This window comes from Pseudomonas putida, from assembly GCA_041071465.1.
GTDB lineage: Bacteria > Pseudomonadota > Gammaproteobacteria > Pseudomonadales > Pseudomonadaceae > Aquipseudomonas > Aquipseudomonas putida_P.
Genome location: CP163498.1, coordinates 1411910 through 1426506, shown reverse-complemented (window position 1 = coordinate 1426506; position 14597 = coordinate 1411910). Strand labels below are relative to the sequence as shown.

Annotated in this window: 11 protein-coding genes and 3 pseudogenes; 10 read left to right on the top strand and 4 right to left on the bottom strand. The window is 54.7% G+C overall.

Features of this window, described 5'->3' with window-relative positions:
- Positions 1-36 precede the first annotated feature (36 nt).
- The 4 genes and pseudogenes from AB5975_06620 to AB5975_06605 form a co-directional block, all read right to left on the bottom strand.
- Entirely contained in the window at positions 37-246 is a 210-nt protein-coding gene (locus AB5975_06620) for a hypothetical protein (protein XDR21526.1), read from the bottom strand.
- Positions 247-561: 315 nt separating this feature from the next.
- Entirely contained in the window at positions 562-831 is a 270-nt protein-coding gene (locus AB5975_06615) for a DUF3077 domain-containing protein (protein ID XDR21525.1), read from the bottom strand.
- A gap of 87 nt (positions 832-918) precedes the next feature.
- Positions 919-1161, bottom strand: coding sequence for a hypothetical protein (locus tag AB5975_06610; GenBank protein XDR21524.1), 243 nt, complete (start codon positions 1159-1161; stop codon positions 919-921).
- 733 nt (positions 1162-1894) lie between these two features.
- Positions 1895-2460, bottom strand: a pseudogene (locus AB5975_06605) (WYL domain-containing protein).
- A gap of 416 nt (positions 2461-2876) precedes the next feature.
- Between AB5975_06605 and AB5975_06600 the strand changes: the two are divergent.
- The 10 genes and pseudogenes from AB5975_06600 (at position 2877) to AB5975_06555 (ending at position 14572) form a co-directional block, all read left to right on the top strand.
- Positions 2877-3167 (top strand): annotated as a pseudogene (locus AB5975_06600) (helicase-related protein).
- A 454-nt stretch (positions 3168-3621) separates the two neighbouring features.
- Positions 3622-4560 (top strand): N-6 DNA methylase, encoded by a 939-nt coding sequence (locus AB5975_06595; GenBank protein XDR21523.1) that lies wholly within the window; start codon positions 3622-3624, stop codon positions 4558-4560.
- Entirely contained in the window at positions 4449-6104 is a 1656-nt protein-coding gene (locus tag AB5975_06590; protein XDR21522.1) for an N-6 DNA methylase, read from the top strand. Before AB5975_06595 ends, AB5975_06590 begins: the two co-directional genes overlap by 112 nt.
- Positions 6095-7039, top strand: a complete 945-nt coding sequence (locus tag AB5975_06585; protein XDR21521.1) for a restriction endonuclease subunit S — start codon at positions 6095-6097, stop codon at positions 7037-7039. The genes AB5975_06590 and AB5975_06585 overlap by 10 nt, the downstream gene beginning before the upstream one ends.
- A gap of 62 nt (positions 7040-7101) precedes the next feature.
- A complete protein-coding gene (locus AB5975_06580; GenBank protein ID XDR21520.1) occupies positions 7102-7311 on the top strand; it encodes a restriction endonuclease subunit S in 210 nt (69 codons plus the stop codon).
- Between the two features lie 139 nt (positions 7312-7450).
- Positions 7451-8716 carry a DUF262 domain-containing protein gene (locus tag AB5975_06575; protein XDR22930.1) on the top strand — a complete coding sequence of 422 codons (1266 nt, stop codon included), beginning with the start codon at positions 7451-7453 and terminating at the stop codon, positions 8714-8716.
- Positions 8709-10682, top strand: coding sequence for a DUF262 domain-containing protein (locus AB5975_06570; GenBank protein ID XDR21519.1), 1974 nt, complete (start codon positions 8709-8711; stop codon positions 10680-10682). Before AB5975_06575 ends, AB5975_06570 begins: the two co-directional genes overlap by 8 nt.
- Positions 10683-10692: 10 nt before the next feature.
- Positions 10693-11934 (top strand): annotated as a pseudogene (locus AB5975_06565) (type I restriction endonuclease).
- Between the two features lie 116 nt (positions 11935-12050).
- On the top strand, positions 12051-13856 hold the full coding sequence (locus AB5975_06560) for a hypothetical protein (protein ID XDR21518.1): 1806 nt from the start codon (positions 12051-12053) through the stop codon (positions 13854-13856).
- A complete protein-coding gene (locus AB5975_06555; GenBank protein XDR21517.1) occupies positions 13856-14572 on the top strand; it encodes a M48 family metallopeptidase in 717 nt (238 codons plus the stop codon). Before AB5975_06560 ends, AB5975_06555 begins: the two co-directional genes overlap by 1 nt.
- Positions 14573-14597 lie beyond the last annotated feature (25 nt).

Genomic DNA, 14597 nt, shown 5'->3' with positions numbered 1-14597 from the left:
GGGCGTGTTCGCAACAACAGGGCTAGTGCAAGGCGCTTAATGCTTGCGGATGTGCAGATGCCGGGCGGCTTTGGCCAGCAGGCCGGCAAGGGCACCGGCCCGAGCAACTTGCAGGTTGGGGTTGCCACACTTAGGGCAGCTGTGATGCCAGTCTCCTGGGCCCAGCGCGTCACTGGCTGGGGCCACGGTCATGCTCCAGTTGCATTGATCGCAGTGGAAGGTCATGGGGCTAGGAGGGATAGGCATTCACACATCCTGTATGAGTTCAGAGTGGGCGCATGATGGCACTCTGATTACCCTTCGTAAACTGTCAATAAAACGCACTGTTATTGGCGAGAGTAGGGGCTGGAAGCGGCTTTTTTGACGGGTTTTTTGAAGTTATGTGTGCGGATGATTTACCTGTTTATCTAGACAGGTTTGGGCTGATGGATTGTTGTTGAAGCGTTGACCTGTTGCAGGTCGGCTCTTGGACATTTATGCGGGAGCTTGGACCGCTAGGGCCGCTTTGCGGCCCTTTCGCGACATGAGGCTGCTTTCAGAACGCGGGGCTGTAGGGCTATTTCAAGGCGTTTTCATCATGCCCAGCTCGGCATCGTCCAGCAGCGCTTTGCCCAACGCGCACAGGTAGTGCGCCGCCCAAATCAGCTTGGGTTTATCTTCCATCAGACCGTCGATGGTCAGGTCCCGCGCGTAGCCCATCAGTTCCGAGGCCTGTTCGCGGGCGTTCTGGCAAGGGATGCCGGCCTCAATGCGAAACAGTGGGTGGGTTTGGTTTTCGCCTTGAAAGAAAATGGTTTTACCGACAGTGCATTGGGGGGCTTCGGTGGTCATTGATCAATCTCCCTGGTCTTTTTGATGCCTGGGTTGGCCCCGTCGCCGATGAGCCGGGCTTCCACAGGTTTTGGTTCGGCATGTGCATCAATGCATCGGTTGCCGGTTCGCGGGCTGCTGCATTTGCGCCAGCGCTGATTCGAGGAGTCGGCGCAAGGTTTCAAGCTCGTGCATCGAGGCCATGATCAAGGCCGATGCGGGTGATCTGGGCTGCAGCAGCATCGCTTGCTGGGCTACGGCTTCTGCACAGAGTGCGTAGTCCGAGGCCAGGATGATTGTGTCTTCCAGGGAATGGAGATGGTGGGGTGGGGCGGGGACAATTTTTAGCATGGTGTGGCTCCTGTCGTAGTGAAGCAACCACCCACCGCGGCTAAACAGTAAGGTGGCAGCTGTACGCGGGTTAGCCGACCGGGACGTCAGGCACCCGGCGCACCCGAAGGTGCCCCACGCACAGCCGCCATAAAGCGCCAATGCCGATTGCTCGGTATTGCATGGCTGTGTTGTCTGACGAAGTCGGGCGGCTAAACCCGGTCGTTGAATGGCAACGACACGTCGAGACTAGAGACCGTGTTTTGCGTGTGCAACGGAAAATAGGCGCTGCGAGTATCTTTGGGAAACGTCCTACACGGAAGGGGGTAAATCCGGTTTTTGAACTGTGCATTCCACAGGCGAAAAAAGACGTTCTTTGGGCTATTATTTTTTGGGATTTGGTGGGCCGGGGTAATCTGAATCAATACTCTATCTGTATGACTTTTATGAAAATTCTTTGGTTTAAAAAACTAATGGAATACCTTTTGGAATACCGCTTGATAAAGCTCTTAAATTCGTCTTTCTAAGACGTTCACAAAGCTTGCTCCCTTGTAGTGCTCCAGCTCAGGTTTGGACACACTGCGTCAAGGTAAGGGATCCCACCTCCTGCCACGCTGAGTGAATATTTCGGCCGTGCTCTGTGGTTGTGATGGGGTTAAATTCTAAGTCGGGATACCAACTGGAATGTTGCCATACCTAGGGTCAAACCTGTGGCCCGTAGTAGGCAAACCTATGGGCCGATCTAGTCGTATAATTAGCTTTTCAATCCCCTTAGATTCTCAACCAAAATCTGCTGCGCCTCAGGCTTGGGGTCTAGTTTCTTCGGGTCGATCTGATAGCGCTGTAGCACATACTTTACCTGGGCTTGACGGCTGGAGATTTCGAGCTCTCCGCCCACCATCCCGAAATCGGTCTCGATAATTGCCTTCTGCGCAGGGGTTAGCCGCTCATCCGGCACGATCAGCACGGGTACCTCGGTGTTCCATTCGTCATCTCCGTCGATACCGTTTCGGTCACGTCATCCATGAACTCCGGTACACCGCGCAGGCGACTCAGCACGAAATCGCGGTACGCCTGGTTCTCCTCGCAGAACGCGCGCACGTGCCAGCGCATGCCGGTGTAAATAAGCGTATGAGGCGCGATCAGCCTGACTTCAGGCTCAGGGTTGGCCAACGAAACGTATTCGACTTCCAACCGTAGGTGTTCGCGGCAGGCTTTCAGCAAGGGTCTCAGAATCTCGGCATTGATCAAGCGGTCTGGCACCTCCAGCACCCGCGTATGGGCATAGGCCAATGCCAGCCCCTCGATATGCGGCGCGCGAGGCGGCGGAGCCAGAGCAGCATGCAGCGTGCAGCGAGGGCCGAAGGCTTTATTGACCTGCTCTGGCGTATGCGTGTGCTGTGGGATGAATATGTGATCAAGTGGGTAGATCAGGGTGATGACGAGATCCACCAGATCTACCATACCTCGATTTCTGCCAGTGATGACAAGCGTTACATCAACCGTAGACGTGATGCCGCTCAGCATCAGGGTTTGTCGTTGCTGCAGGGCATGCTCTACCACTCATTATTGGCTCACGCCATTTCTCTACTTCATCCACAAGCATGCGCAGACACTGCGTGGCGGCCTTGGGGAGGTGGAGCGCTATTACGGCTTCCTGCGCCATCTGGACAACCAGTTGCTGGGGGAGGTGACAAGCGATCCGTTGGTGATACGTACTCGCGCGTTCATGAACGACCCTTGCCATCGGGTTTGGGGTGAACGTGCAAGCGGCCAACCACATTATTCACTTCACTCGTTGCTGGAACCCGGCCAAGGAAGATCAAGCGACAGATCGGGCTTATCGGATTGGGCAGCAGAAGGATGTGTATGTGTACTACCCAACGGTTCGGGATGTGACCATGCCGCCGTTTGAGGCGACGCTCGATGAGTTGCTGAGTAAGCGACGGGCGTTGGCGCGGGACATGTTGAGTGGGGCTTCGGAGATTCAGGCTTCGGATTTTGAGGGGTTGCTGAAAGCACGCTGAGCCCGCCTGCGGAAAACCAGTGCTGGGCGATATGTAAACTATGAGTACAGGTAAGTTCATCTTCAGCTTTGCAAATTATCAAAAATCAGCGAAGTGGTGTTTGCCTAGCGGCGTAGTGCTATCGGTATGTGAGCGGATTACTTACCTGTGCACACGTCCAGTATTGGCGCCGAAAGCTCAGCGGCTTACTGTTCGCGGCATCCAAGTCCGCCGGCCACGGTCTGCGACCTTCCGGGTGATTGAACTGTGGCCGTGGATGAAGACCAGAATCAAGGGCGAAATGCTGGCCAGACGAAGCCGAAGTAGATAAGGTTCACCCATTAACCGCAGGTAAAGCACCGCTTCGCTACAAATATCTGTCGACCCCCGACTAATGTTGGCGCCATGGGCATTTTCCCGAGCGCGTAACAGGGGGCGCCTGCGCACTTACTCGTTACCTCAGTCAGGGTTGCCAATGGCTATCAAGAAATCCGATCTTTACTCCTCCCTCTGGGCCTCGTGCGATGAGCTGCGCGGTGGGATGGATGCCAGCCAGTACAAGGACTACGTCCTGTTCATGCTGTTTATCAAGTACATCTCCGACAAGTACGGGAACTCGGATGACTTCGCTCCGCCGGTGACCATCCCGCCGGGAGCCAGCTTTAAAGACATGATCGCCCTCAAGGGCAAGTCCGATATCGGCGACAAGATCAACACGCAGATCATCCAGCCGTTGATCGATGCCAACACCCGGCTTGCGCGCAGTGACTTCCCCGACTTCAACGACCCAAACAAGCTGGGCGAAGGCGATGCGATGGTGCAACGTCTTACCAACTTGGTGGCCATCTTCGAAAAACCCGAGCTGGATTTCTCGAAAAATCGCGCCGAAAACGATGACATTCTCGGCGACGCCTACGAATACCTGATGTGCCACTTCGCAAGCCTGAGCGGCAAAAGCAAGGGCCAGTTCTACACCCCGTCCGAGGTCAGTCGCATCATTGCCAAGGTCATTGGCATCAGTCCGACCAATGCAGTGGGCGCCACGACTGTGTATGACCCCACCTGCGGCTCAGGCTCGCTCTTGCTAAAAGTGGCTGACCAGGCGGGCAAGCAGATCACCTTGGAAGGTCAGGAGATGGACGTGACCACCGCCGGTCTCGCCCGCATGAACATGATCTTGCATGACTTTCCGACTGCCAACATTCAGCAGGGCAACACGCTGTCCACGCCCAAGTTCAAGGACGGCGAACAGTTGCGTACCTATGACTACGTAGTGGCTAACCCTCCGTTCTCGGTCAAGTCTTGGAGCGTCGGCCTGACGCCAGCCAAAGATCCCTATCAGCGCTTTGCCTGGGCGAGCCACCGGCAAAACAGGGTGATTACGCCTTTCTGCTACACATCATCCGCTCGTTGAAGGGCACCGGCAAAGGTGCCTGCATTTTGCCCCACGGCGTGCTGTTTCGGGGTAATGCCGAGGCGGTGATCCGTGAGCAACTGGTGCGCTCTGGTTACCTGAAGGCCATTATCGGTCTGCCGGCCAACCTGTTTTACGGCACTGGTATTCCCGCCAGCATTCTGGTATTGGACAAGGAAAACGCAAGCGCCCGCAAAGGCATTTTTATGATCGATGCCGCCAAGGGCTTTATCAAGGACGGCCCGAAGAATCGCCTGCGCGATCAGGATGTGCACAAGATCGTCGATACCTTTACCCGAATGGCCGATGTGCCGCGTTACGCGCGTATGGTTTCCTTCGACGAAATCAGTGATCCGAAGAACAACTTCAGCCTCAACCTGCCCCGCTATATCGACAGTAGCGAGCCTGAGGACATTCAGGATATCGACGGCCATTTGCGCGGTGGCATTCCCGAGCGTGATATCGATGCGTTCGATAGCTACTGGCAGGTCATGCCTGCCCTGCGCGCGGCCCTGTTCAAGCCGGCCAGCCACCTCGGTTACTTTGAGCTCGCCAGTCGCGAGGTGAAGCCGGTTATCTTCGCTCACCCGCAGTTCACCGCCTTCAAGGCGGGTGTGGATACGCTGTTCAACCAGTGGCTGGCCCGCAGCATCCCGCTACTGAAAAGCTTTGCTGCCGATGAGGCCAGCAGCCACCCCAAGACGTTGATCGCCATACTGTCTGAAGATCTGCTCAGCGCCTTCGCCAAAGCTCCCTTGCTCGACTATTACGACATCTACCAGCATCTCATGGATTACTGGACTGGGAGCATGCAGGATGACTGCTACCTGATCAGCGCCGACGGCTGGAAGGCCGGCGCTAAAGTGCGTGAAATCCTGAAGGTAAAGGACAAGACCAACAAGCTGGTTTGGGCCGAGAAGCATGACTACTGCCAAGGCAAGCGCCGCTTTAAGTCCGACCTGATTCCGGTCGAGCTGCTGGTTGCCCGCTACTTTACGGCTGAGCGCATCGCCATTGAGGAGCTCGAAACCCAGCTGGTAAGCGTCGAGCAAAGCATGAGCGAAATGATTGAAGAGCATAGCGGTGAAGATGGCTCGCTCAGCGAAGTGATAGATGGCGAGGGCGATAGGCAAAAGGTCACCGCCAAAGCGATCAAGGCGCGCCAGCGCGAGATTGGTAAAGACCCTGACTATGAGGACGAACTCAAGGTCCTGACCGAATATGCCATCTTGCTCGACCAGCAAAGCACCTTCAAGGCCAAACTCAAAGCGGTAGAAGAAAGCCTCGACGGCAAAATCCACACTAAATACCCGCAGCTTAGCGAGGCTGAAATCAAAACCCTGGTGGTTGACGATAAGTGGCTGGCCACCCTGGCTGCAGCTGCACAGGGTGAACTGGATCGCGTCTCCCAAACCCTGACCGGACGTATTCGTGAGCTGAGTGAGCGCTACGCCACCCCGTTACCGCAGCTCGAAAACGAAGTCGCCACGCTTGCCAGTCGCGTGGAAGAACATCTGAAAAAGATGGGGGCGGTATGGCAGTGAAGCCGGGTTATAAACAAACGGAGGTGGGCGTAGTTCCGGAACAGTGGGATGTCTCTACTTTCAGCGAATTGTTCAATATTACCGCAGGGGCCGATTTTGACCCGAAGCGCTCTCAATCATTCCAAGACTCCATCCATCCGTATCCGATTTATTCAAATGCACTGACGAACAGCGGTCTATACGGCTATTGTTCCTATGCCGACCACCCGGCAAACTCGATTACGATTACAGCTCGCGGTATGGTTGGTAGAGCGAATTTCCGCGACCATCCTTATACCGCAATCGGTCGAGTTCTGGTGCTAAACCCAAAGTGCGAGATGGCTGGTTTTTACTTCGCACAAGTCATTAACAATAGCGTCAAGTTCGCAAATGAGAGCACTGGCGTACCGCAGCTGACCGCTCCGCAGATTTCAAAATATCGACTCCCTGTTCCTCCTCCGGAAGAACAACAGGCCATCGCTACGACTTTGAATGATGTGGATGCGCTACTGGGTGCGTTAGAGCTGCTTATTGCCAAGAAGCGCTACCTTAAGCAGGCCGCCATGCAACAACTTCTCTCAGGCCAGATTCGTCTCCCTGGTTTCCATGGAGAGTGGGAGTTCGTGCAGGTTCAGGATGTGATCTCGGGTTTTTTCTGCGGACCGAGCCCAACTTGCGAGGAGCGGAATATCCAAGACGAGTCCGAGTGGGGCGTTTTAAAAACGACTGCTGCAACCAAAGAGAATGGCTGGGATTGGACTAAGCATAAGACGCTGCCGCGAGTGTTTTGGAACAAGCCTCAGATCGAACTCAGGACGGGCGATGTTATCGTCACGAAGGCTGGACCTCGGCACCGGGTCGGCGTGGCCGCTTGGGTTAATTATGTGCCGCCGCGAATCATCCCTTCCGGCAAGATGATCGCACTTCGACCCGTCCGAATAAAGTTGAGTCACTGATGTTGGCTACCGCGATCTCCGCCCGTGACGCTCAGACATACTTGGACCAGCGGACAACTGGCATGGCAGAAAGTCAGGTTAACTTCGAAAATACTGCGCTTCTGGAAGCACCGATACGAATCCCTCGCATCGAAGAGCAAACCGCTATCGCCGCAGTACTGACCGATATGGACGCAGAGCTGACCTCGCTGGAACAGCGTCTGGTTAAGACCCGAGCTCTTAAGCAGGGGATGATGCAAGAACTGTTAACCGGAAGAACCCGACTGCTATGACCAACCTGAGCATGGATGCGCCTCAACTGCTACAGGCTACTGAGCTCTCCAGCAATATCATCAGCGTTTACGAACTGCTCATGGATTCTGCGCTGGATATCCCCAGTACCAGCGCCCCTACAAGTGGACCGGCAAGAACATCAGCCAACTGTTCTCCGATATCGCTATCCATAAGGACAAGTCCGCCTACCGCCTGGGCACTATCGTATTTCACCACGAAGGTGGGACCAGGAACATCGTCGATGGCCAGCAGCGGACCATCAGCCTGCTGCTGGCGGTCCGTGCGCTGATCCAGCGGAACAAGGAAAAAAAGCTCGAACGCAAAGACTTGCGCGAACGCCTGCTCGAGCTTGAGCAAGCGATGGTGAACCCCGGTTTTACCAGCGAAATCTCGCAGAAGAACATCCACAGCAATTACCTTGAGGTGGCCCGCATTGTTTCCCGTGCGGACTTTACCGAGGCGCATATAGACTTCTTCCTGAACAAGTGCCAGGTCGTGGCCGTGGCTTTGAACGATGTGTCGGAAGCCTTCCAGTTCTTTGACTCGCAGAATGCGCGGGGCCGGGATCTGGAGCCCCATGATCTGCTCAAGGCTTACCATCTGCGTGAGTTCGGCCCGCGCGACGAGCAGTTTAAAGCGGCCACGGTGGCGCGCTGGGAAAGCAGTGATACCGAGGAGTTAGCCACGCTGTTTTCGCAGTACCTGTACCGCATCCGCAATTGGTCGAAAGGGGTTTCGGCGCGTTACTTCAGCAAGGATGACAGTGACTTATTCAAGGGCGTAAACATCGACACGGTGACCAGCTACCCCTATGTGGAGCAGTTGCGTATCGCCCACCATTTTGTCGATAACTACAACGGGCAGTACGAGCGCAAGATCGACTCGCGCGAGCTTGGTTTTCCCTTCCACCTGGATCAGATCATCATCAATGGCCGGCGCTTCTTTGAGTTGATCAGCCACTATCAGGGCAAAGTGGCGCGGATCAGCGCCGAGTCCTGGAACGGGCATGAACTGGTGGGTGCTGAAGGGCTCGATGGCTATGCGAAAACCATCATGGATACGCTCAATAGCTATCCGGCAAGAACCCGCACCGGCGATTGTTATGTGCGGGCGATGTTCGATTGCCTGTTGATTTACTATATCGACAAGTTCGGTCAGGCGGGCATTTCCCGTGCCATCGAGAAGATTTTTATCTGGGCCTACAGCCTGCGCCTGAAGATGCAGGTGGTGCAGCTGGCCAGCATGGATAACCACGTACTGGAGAACAATCTGTTCCGGTTGATCAAGGACGCCACACGTCCGGCTGACTTTATTAGCTGCACCCTGCCGGTATTGAGTGGCCAGAAGTCAACCAGAACCGGTGAGATCGAAGCTCTGTTCAAGGCGATGAAATATTATGAGTAGCGAAATCAGTCAGCTATCCATCAAGGCGCTGCTCAGCGGTCGGGATGAGTACGTCATCCCGATGTACCAGCGTAATTACGCCTGGGAGGAGGGCGAAATCACGCAGCTGATTCAGGACGTGATCGATTACCTGCCGAAGAAGGACGATAAAGAGCGCAATTACTACATTGGCACCTTGGTGGTGTATGAGCGCCCGGATAGCAAAACACCGGTGTTTGAAACCATTGACGGCCAACAGCGGCTGACGACCCTCTCGCTACTGACTTCGTACTTGAAAAACACCCGGTTGGTTGATCTTGCCTGGTACTCGAACCTGAGTATCCACTTCGATAGCCGTGAGCATTCGCGCGCCACCTTTTCGGCCATTTTCGAGGGGAAATTCAACGACGACCCTGCCGAGGTGCTGGCTGAGAAACAGATCAATACTGGCATTCTCAATGGCTACCGCCTCATCCAGAAACTTTTGCCGCAAAAGCTGAAAGAGAACAGCGTTTCGCTTCAGCAGTTCTACGACTACCTGTTCCGCTACGTGCAAATCATGCGGGTGAAGGTTCCGGCGGATACGGAGCTGAACCATTACTTCGAGATCATGAATAACCGCGGTGAGCAGCTGGAAAAGCACGAGGTGCTCAAGGCGCGGATGATGAAGGAGTTGCAGGGCTGCGAGCAGAGCCAGAACTGCCTCCATGCCGTTTGGGAAGCCTGCGCGAACATGGAGCGCTATGTGCAAATGGGCTTCACGCCTGGCCAACGTGGCAGCATTTTTGGCGACAAGGACTGGGGACAGTTTGAGCTTGCTGACTTTGATGCGCTGCGGGCTGCGCTGCACAGTTCGCAAGAGGAGGCCGCCAAGCAGGAAACCCGCTTAACCCTTGATCAGATCATTGCCAAGGCACCGGTTGCTGCGAAGCAGGATGAGTCAAGTGAGGATGCGCCAGAGCGTTTCAACACGGTTATAAACTTCCCGAACTTCTTGTTGCATGTACTGCGTGTCGATACGAAAGCTGACATCCCATTGGATGACAAACGTCTGCTCGATACCTTTGAAGCTTATGTGCTCAAACAGCCAGATCCTGTAGCCGCGGTGAAGCGTTTTACCTTTAGCCTGCTGCGCTGCAAGTATCTGTTTGACCAGTATGTAATCAAGCGTGAGTTCATCAAGGGCGCAGATGGCTGGAGCCTCAAACGCTTCAAATGGAATGACGGCGGAGAACGTAGCCGGGCGGGGCGGGGGAGTTATGTGAATACCTTCGGCGAGGAGGATGGCAACGAGGGCATCAACCGCCGCATCCTGATGCTGCTGTCAGCGTTTCATGTTTCTACGCCAACGCTGGTTTACAAGCACTGGTTGAATGCGGCGCTGTTTCACCTGTTTTATGTTGAACAGATTGAGGCTCAGGCTTATCTGCAGCACATGGAGTCGGTAGCAAAAGCGTTTGTCTTTGACCGTATTCTGGCTCAAGGGGCGGGTCTTGATTACTTTGCGATGATTTATACCAACCGGGGCGTCTGTCAGACGCGCCGCGAAAGTATTGCGGCAGAGACGATTGAGTCTAGGTTGACGTTCGGCAACATCGAAAACAACCTGGTGTTCAACTTTCTGGACTACTTGCTTTGGCTTGAACACAGGGCGAAGGAGTCGGTTAAATCCTATGAATTCACCTTCCGTAGTTCGATTGAGCATTACTACCCGCAGCATCCGCTAGACGGACAAGTTCAGCTGGATGCTGACACGCTTAACTCGTTCGGCAATCTGTGCCTGATCAGCCACAGCAAGAACTCTCGCTTGAGCAATTTCATGCCTTCGGCCAAGAAAGAGTTTTATAAAAACAACACCATCGATAGCGTTAAACAGTATCTGATGATGGAAATAGAATCTTGGGATGCCGACGCCATACGCGCCCATTCCGAACAAATGAATAACGTGTTGCTCAACAGTCTCGTCAGCAAACACGAATCCGAGTAAACCCTGCAGGATGCACCTGATGATTCAACAACCTCGCTCCGAACGTCGCACCCAGAATCGCATTGTGGCCTTGTTTACGGACAAGTCGCGGCCTGATTGTCTTGGCTACAACTACCTGGGTGAGTGGAGCAAGCGTGGGCAAAATCGCAACATTGAAGTCGAGCTGTTGCAGGCAAACCTGAAGCAGCGGGACTACTCCGATGCGCAAATTTCAGCAGCGTTGCAAAAGCTCATGGCTGCGGCTGATTCCACCGGCATCACGCTGTATCAAGCTAATTTGCGTACCTACCAACTGCTGCGTTACGGCGTGCCGGTACAGGTAGCCGTTGGGCAGGCCCACGAAACGGTGCATCTGATTGATTGGGAGCACCCTGAGGACAATGACTTCGCCATTGCCGAAGAAGTGACCTTGCGCGGTGGCTATGAGCGCCGCCCTGATTTGGTGATTTACCTGAACGGAATCGCCATCGGCGTGATTGAGCTCAAGCGCAGTTCGGTTGAGGTGGCCGATGGTGTTAACCAGTTGATCACCAACCAGGAGGAAATCTTCAACAAGGGCTTCTTCAGTACAGTGCAGTTGGTCTTCGCTGGCAGTGACTCCCAAGGCTTGCGCTATGGCACCGCGACTACCCGCGCCGAGTTTTTTGTCGAGTGGAAGGCGACAGCATTAAAAACAGAGTCAGAAGAGCTGAATATCCAGCGCGAGATGCCCGCCCACTATCAAGTGACTCCTTTCCCGGAAGCGGCACAGTCGGGCTATCTGCTAGATGTCCCCTTGGCTCAGATGTGCGAGAAGTCGCGGTTGCTTGACCTGGTCCGCAACTTCATCATCTTCGATGCGGGTATCAAGAAGGTGCCGCGCCCTCATCAATACGCTGCAGTGAAGGCCGCGCAGGAGCGGGTTCGGCGTAAAGAGGGCGGGGTTATCTGGCATACCCAGGGCAGTGGCAAGAGCATTCTGATGGTGCTGATCGCCAAGTGGTTGCTGGAGCATGATCCTGAGGCGCGCATTCTTGTCATCACCGATCGCGATGAGTTAGACAAGCAAATATCCGGGGTGATGCGTAATGCCGGGGTAATCGGTAACGACTCGCCCTCGCCACGCATTGTCTCGCGTGCCGATCTTGTGCAGAAACTATCCGCCAGTACGCCACGATTGCTTTGCGCGTTGCTGCACAAGTTCGAGCCTGATTTGAGCGTACCGCCACCGCCCATGCATGGGCGCTTCTATGTATTCGTGGATGAACGTCACCGCACCCAAGGCGGTGACATGAACAAGCAAATGAAGCAGTGGCTGGCCAATGCCCTGTGTTTATTGGCTTTACCGGTACACCGCTGCTGCGCAAGGACAAACAAACTACACGTGACGTGTTCGGCACCAACATTCACACCTACAAATTCCACGAAGCTGTCGCGGACAAGGTGGTACTGGACCTTAAGTACGAGGCGCGCGACGTACCGCAGCAATTGGCTTCGCAAGAGGCTATCGATAAATGGTTCGAGGGGGCAACCAAAGGGTTGAACAACTACCAGAAGTCGGTCCTGCGTAAGCGCTGGGCAACTATGGAAGGGCTGATGAGTGCGGGTGAGCGTAAGCAGCGCATCATCGCCAGCATCATTGAGGATTTCAGTCTGAAACCACGGCTGAACAATGACCGGGGCACAGCCATCCTGGTGGCGGCCAGTATCTACGATGCCTGCCACTACTTTCGCTTGTTTCAAAACACCTCGTTCGGCACGCACTGCGGAATCGTAACCTCCTATGAGCCGAATCACAACTTGATCTCCCGAGAACCGGCGAAAAGCGATGAGCGTTACAAGTTCGATACCTATACGCAGCACGTGTTGAAGCAGGGGCAGACTACGACTGCCTATGAAGAAGAGACCAAGCGTCGCTTCATTGAGGAGCCGGCCAACCTGAAGCTACTTATCGTGGTCAGCAAGCTGCTAACCGGCTTCGATGCGCCAAGTTGCACCTACATCTATCTGGACAATGAGCTGCGGGACCATAACCTGTTCCAGGCAATTTGCCGCACCAATCGGCTCGACGGTGATGATAAGGACTTTGGCTATATCGTCGATTTCAAAGAGCTGTTCGGCGATGTGCAAGACGTCATTTCGGTTTACACCTCTGACGAGTTGGATGAGGAAGCTGGCAGTGGTGACGGCAACAACGTTGAACTGAAGAACTGGCTAGTTGAGGGCAAGAAACAGCTGGACGCCGCCCGAGAGGCATTGAGTTACTTGTGCGCCCCTGTGGCACCGCCGCGTGAGGTTGAGCAGTTTATCCATTACTTCTGTGGTGCTGCCGCAAACGCCAATGGGCTGGATGAGACGGAAGCATTGCGAGTGTCCTTCTACAAGGCGGTGGCTTCGTTTGTGCGGGCGTTTGCCGACTTGGCGCAGAACCTGACCGAAGCCGGTTACTCGGCTGCTGAAGCCGGCAGGCTTCAGACAGAAGTGCAGTTCTACGCTGACCTTCGTGAGGCGATCAAAAAGCATTCGGGCGAAGAGCTAGATATCAAGCCATTCGAAGCGGACATGCGGCATCTGCTCAATACCTACATTCAGGCAGATCACGCGAACCCGATGAGCACCGTCGATAATTTCTCGCTGGTTGAGCTGATCGTTCAGACTGGCGTTCACGATGCCATCGCCAAAAAGCTCAATGCCAAAGGTAACCTCTCCAAGGGTGCGATTGCCGAAGGCATTATCAACAACGTGCGCAAGACCATCATTCGTGAACAACTGACAGACCCGAAGTTCTACGAGGGTATGTCGAGGTTGCTCGAGGACCTGATCAAGCAGAGTCGTGAAGATGCAGCCGCTTACGAGGAGTTTTTGCGCAAGGCCGAGGCGCTGGTCAAACAGCTGGCGCAGAAGGGACCGGGAAGCTCTCCAGCTGCATTGAACGGACATCGGGAAGCCATCGTGTTGTTCAACAACCTGGACAGCATTGCAACGACCACTTTCCAGTGCCCGATAGATGAAGAGGCAAAGGTGAAGCTGGCTTTGGATATTGATCTGGCCATGCGCGGCTCGGCTCCTTCATCCTGGCGAGGAGACCCAGCGCGGGAAGCGCAGGTTCTGAATGCGCTGTTCCCTCTGATGGGGCGTGACCGTGTAGCGACTTCGGCAATATTCGAGATCATCAAGAACCAACAGGGATATTGATGAACGAGATTATTGAGCTAGGCGATATTTCAATTTCAGTGACCAGGAAAGACATCAAGAATGTTCACCTGAGCGTGCACCCGCCCGATGGGCGGGTAACGTTAGTCGCCCCGACAAGCACTCGGCTTGAAGTCGCCCGGGCTTATGCTATTTCCAGGCTGGGCTGGATTCGCGAGCAGCAGAACAAACTGGAGGCGCAGGCGCGTGAAGCGCCGCGTCAGTTTGTGGAAAGAGAAAGCCACTATGTCTGGGGTCGGCGCTACCTGATGGTGGTTAACCACTTGGACACCAAGCCATCGGTGGTGCTTGACCACAAACGCATCACCTTAACCGTTCGCCCGGGCAGTGATGCACATAAGCGCGCCGAAGTGATCCATGAATGGCAGAAGCGGCAACTGCACGCCGTGGTGCCGTTGTTAATCGAGAAGTGGGAGCGCAAGCTGAAGGTGAAGGTGGTGGGTTATTACCTGCAGCGGATGAAAACCAAATGGGGCAGCTGTAACCATCAAGCAGGGAACATTAGACTGAACACCGAGTTGGTGAAGAAGCCTAAAGACCTGCTTGAGTACGTGATCGTTCACGAAATGGTTCACCTGCTCGAACCCACCCACAATGAGCGCTTTATCTCCATCCTCGGGGAGCATTTTCCAACCTGGCGCGAGGCCCGCGCCGAGTTGAATGAGTTGCCGTTGGCTGCTGAGGTTTGGAAAGAGTGAGGTTGCACTTGCCCGATTGTAAGTG

Excerpts from the sequence above, each read along its gene's own strand:
- AB5975_06620 (XDR21526.1), bottom strand. The coding sequence starts at position 246 with ATGCCTATCCCTCCTAGCCCCATGACCTTCCACTGCGATCAATGCAAC.
- AB5975_06615 (XDR21525.1), bottom strand. The coding sequence starts at position 831 with ATGACCACCGAAGCCCCCCAATGCACTGTCGGTAAAACCATTTTCTTT.
- AB5975_06610 (XDR21524.1), bottom strand. The coding sequence starts at position 1,161 with ATGCTAAAAATTGTCCCCGCCCCACCCCACCATCTCCATTCCCTGGAA.
- AB5975_06595 (XDR21523.1), top strand. The coding sequence starts at position 3,622 with ATGGCTATCAAGAAATCCGATCTTTACTCCTCCCTCTGGGCCTCGTGC.
- AB5975_06585 (XDR21521.1), top strand. The coding sequence starts at position 6,095 with ATGGCAGTGAAGCCGGGTTATAAACAAACGGAGGTGGGCGTAGTTCCG.
- AB5975_06580 (XDR21520.1), top strand. The coding sequence starts at position 7,102 with ATGGCAGAAAGTCAGGTTAACTTCGAAAATACTGCGCTTCTGGAAGCA.
- AB5975_06570 (XDR21519.1), top strand. The coding sequence starts at position 8,709 with ATGAGTAGCGAAATCAGTCAGCTATCCATCAAGGCGCTGCTCAGCGGT.
- AB5975_06555 (XDR21517.1), top strand. The coding sequence starts at position 13,856 with ATGAACGAGATTATTGAGCTAGGCGATATTTCAATTTCAGTGACCAGG.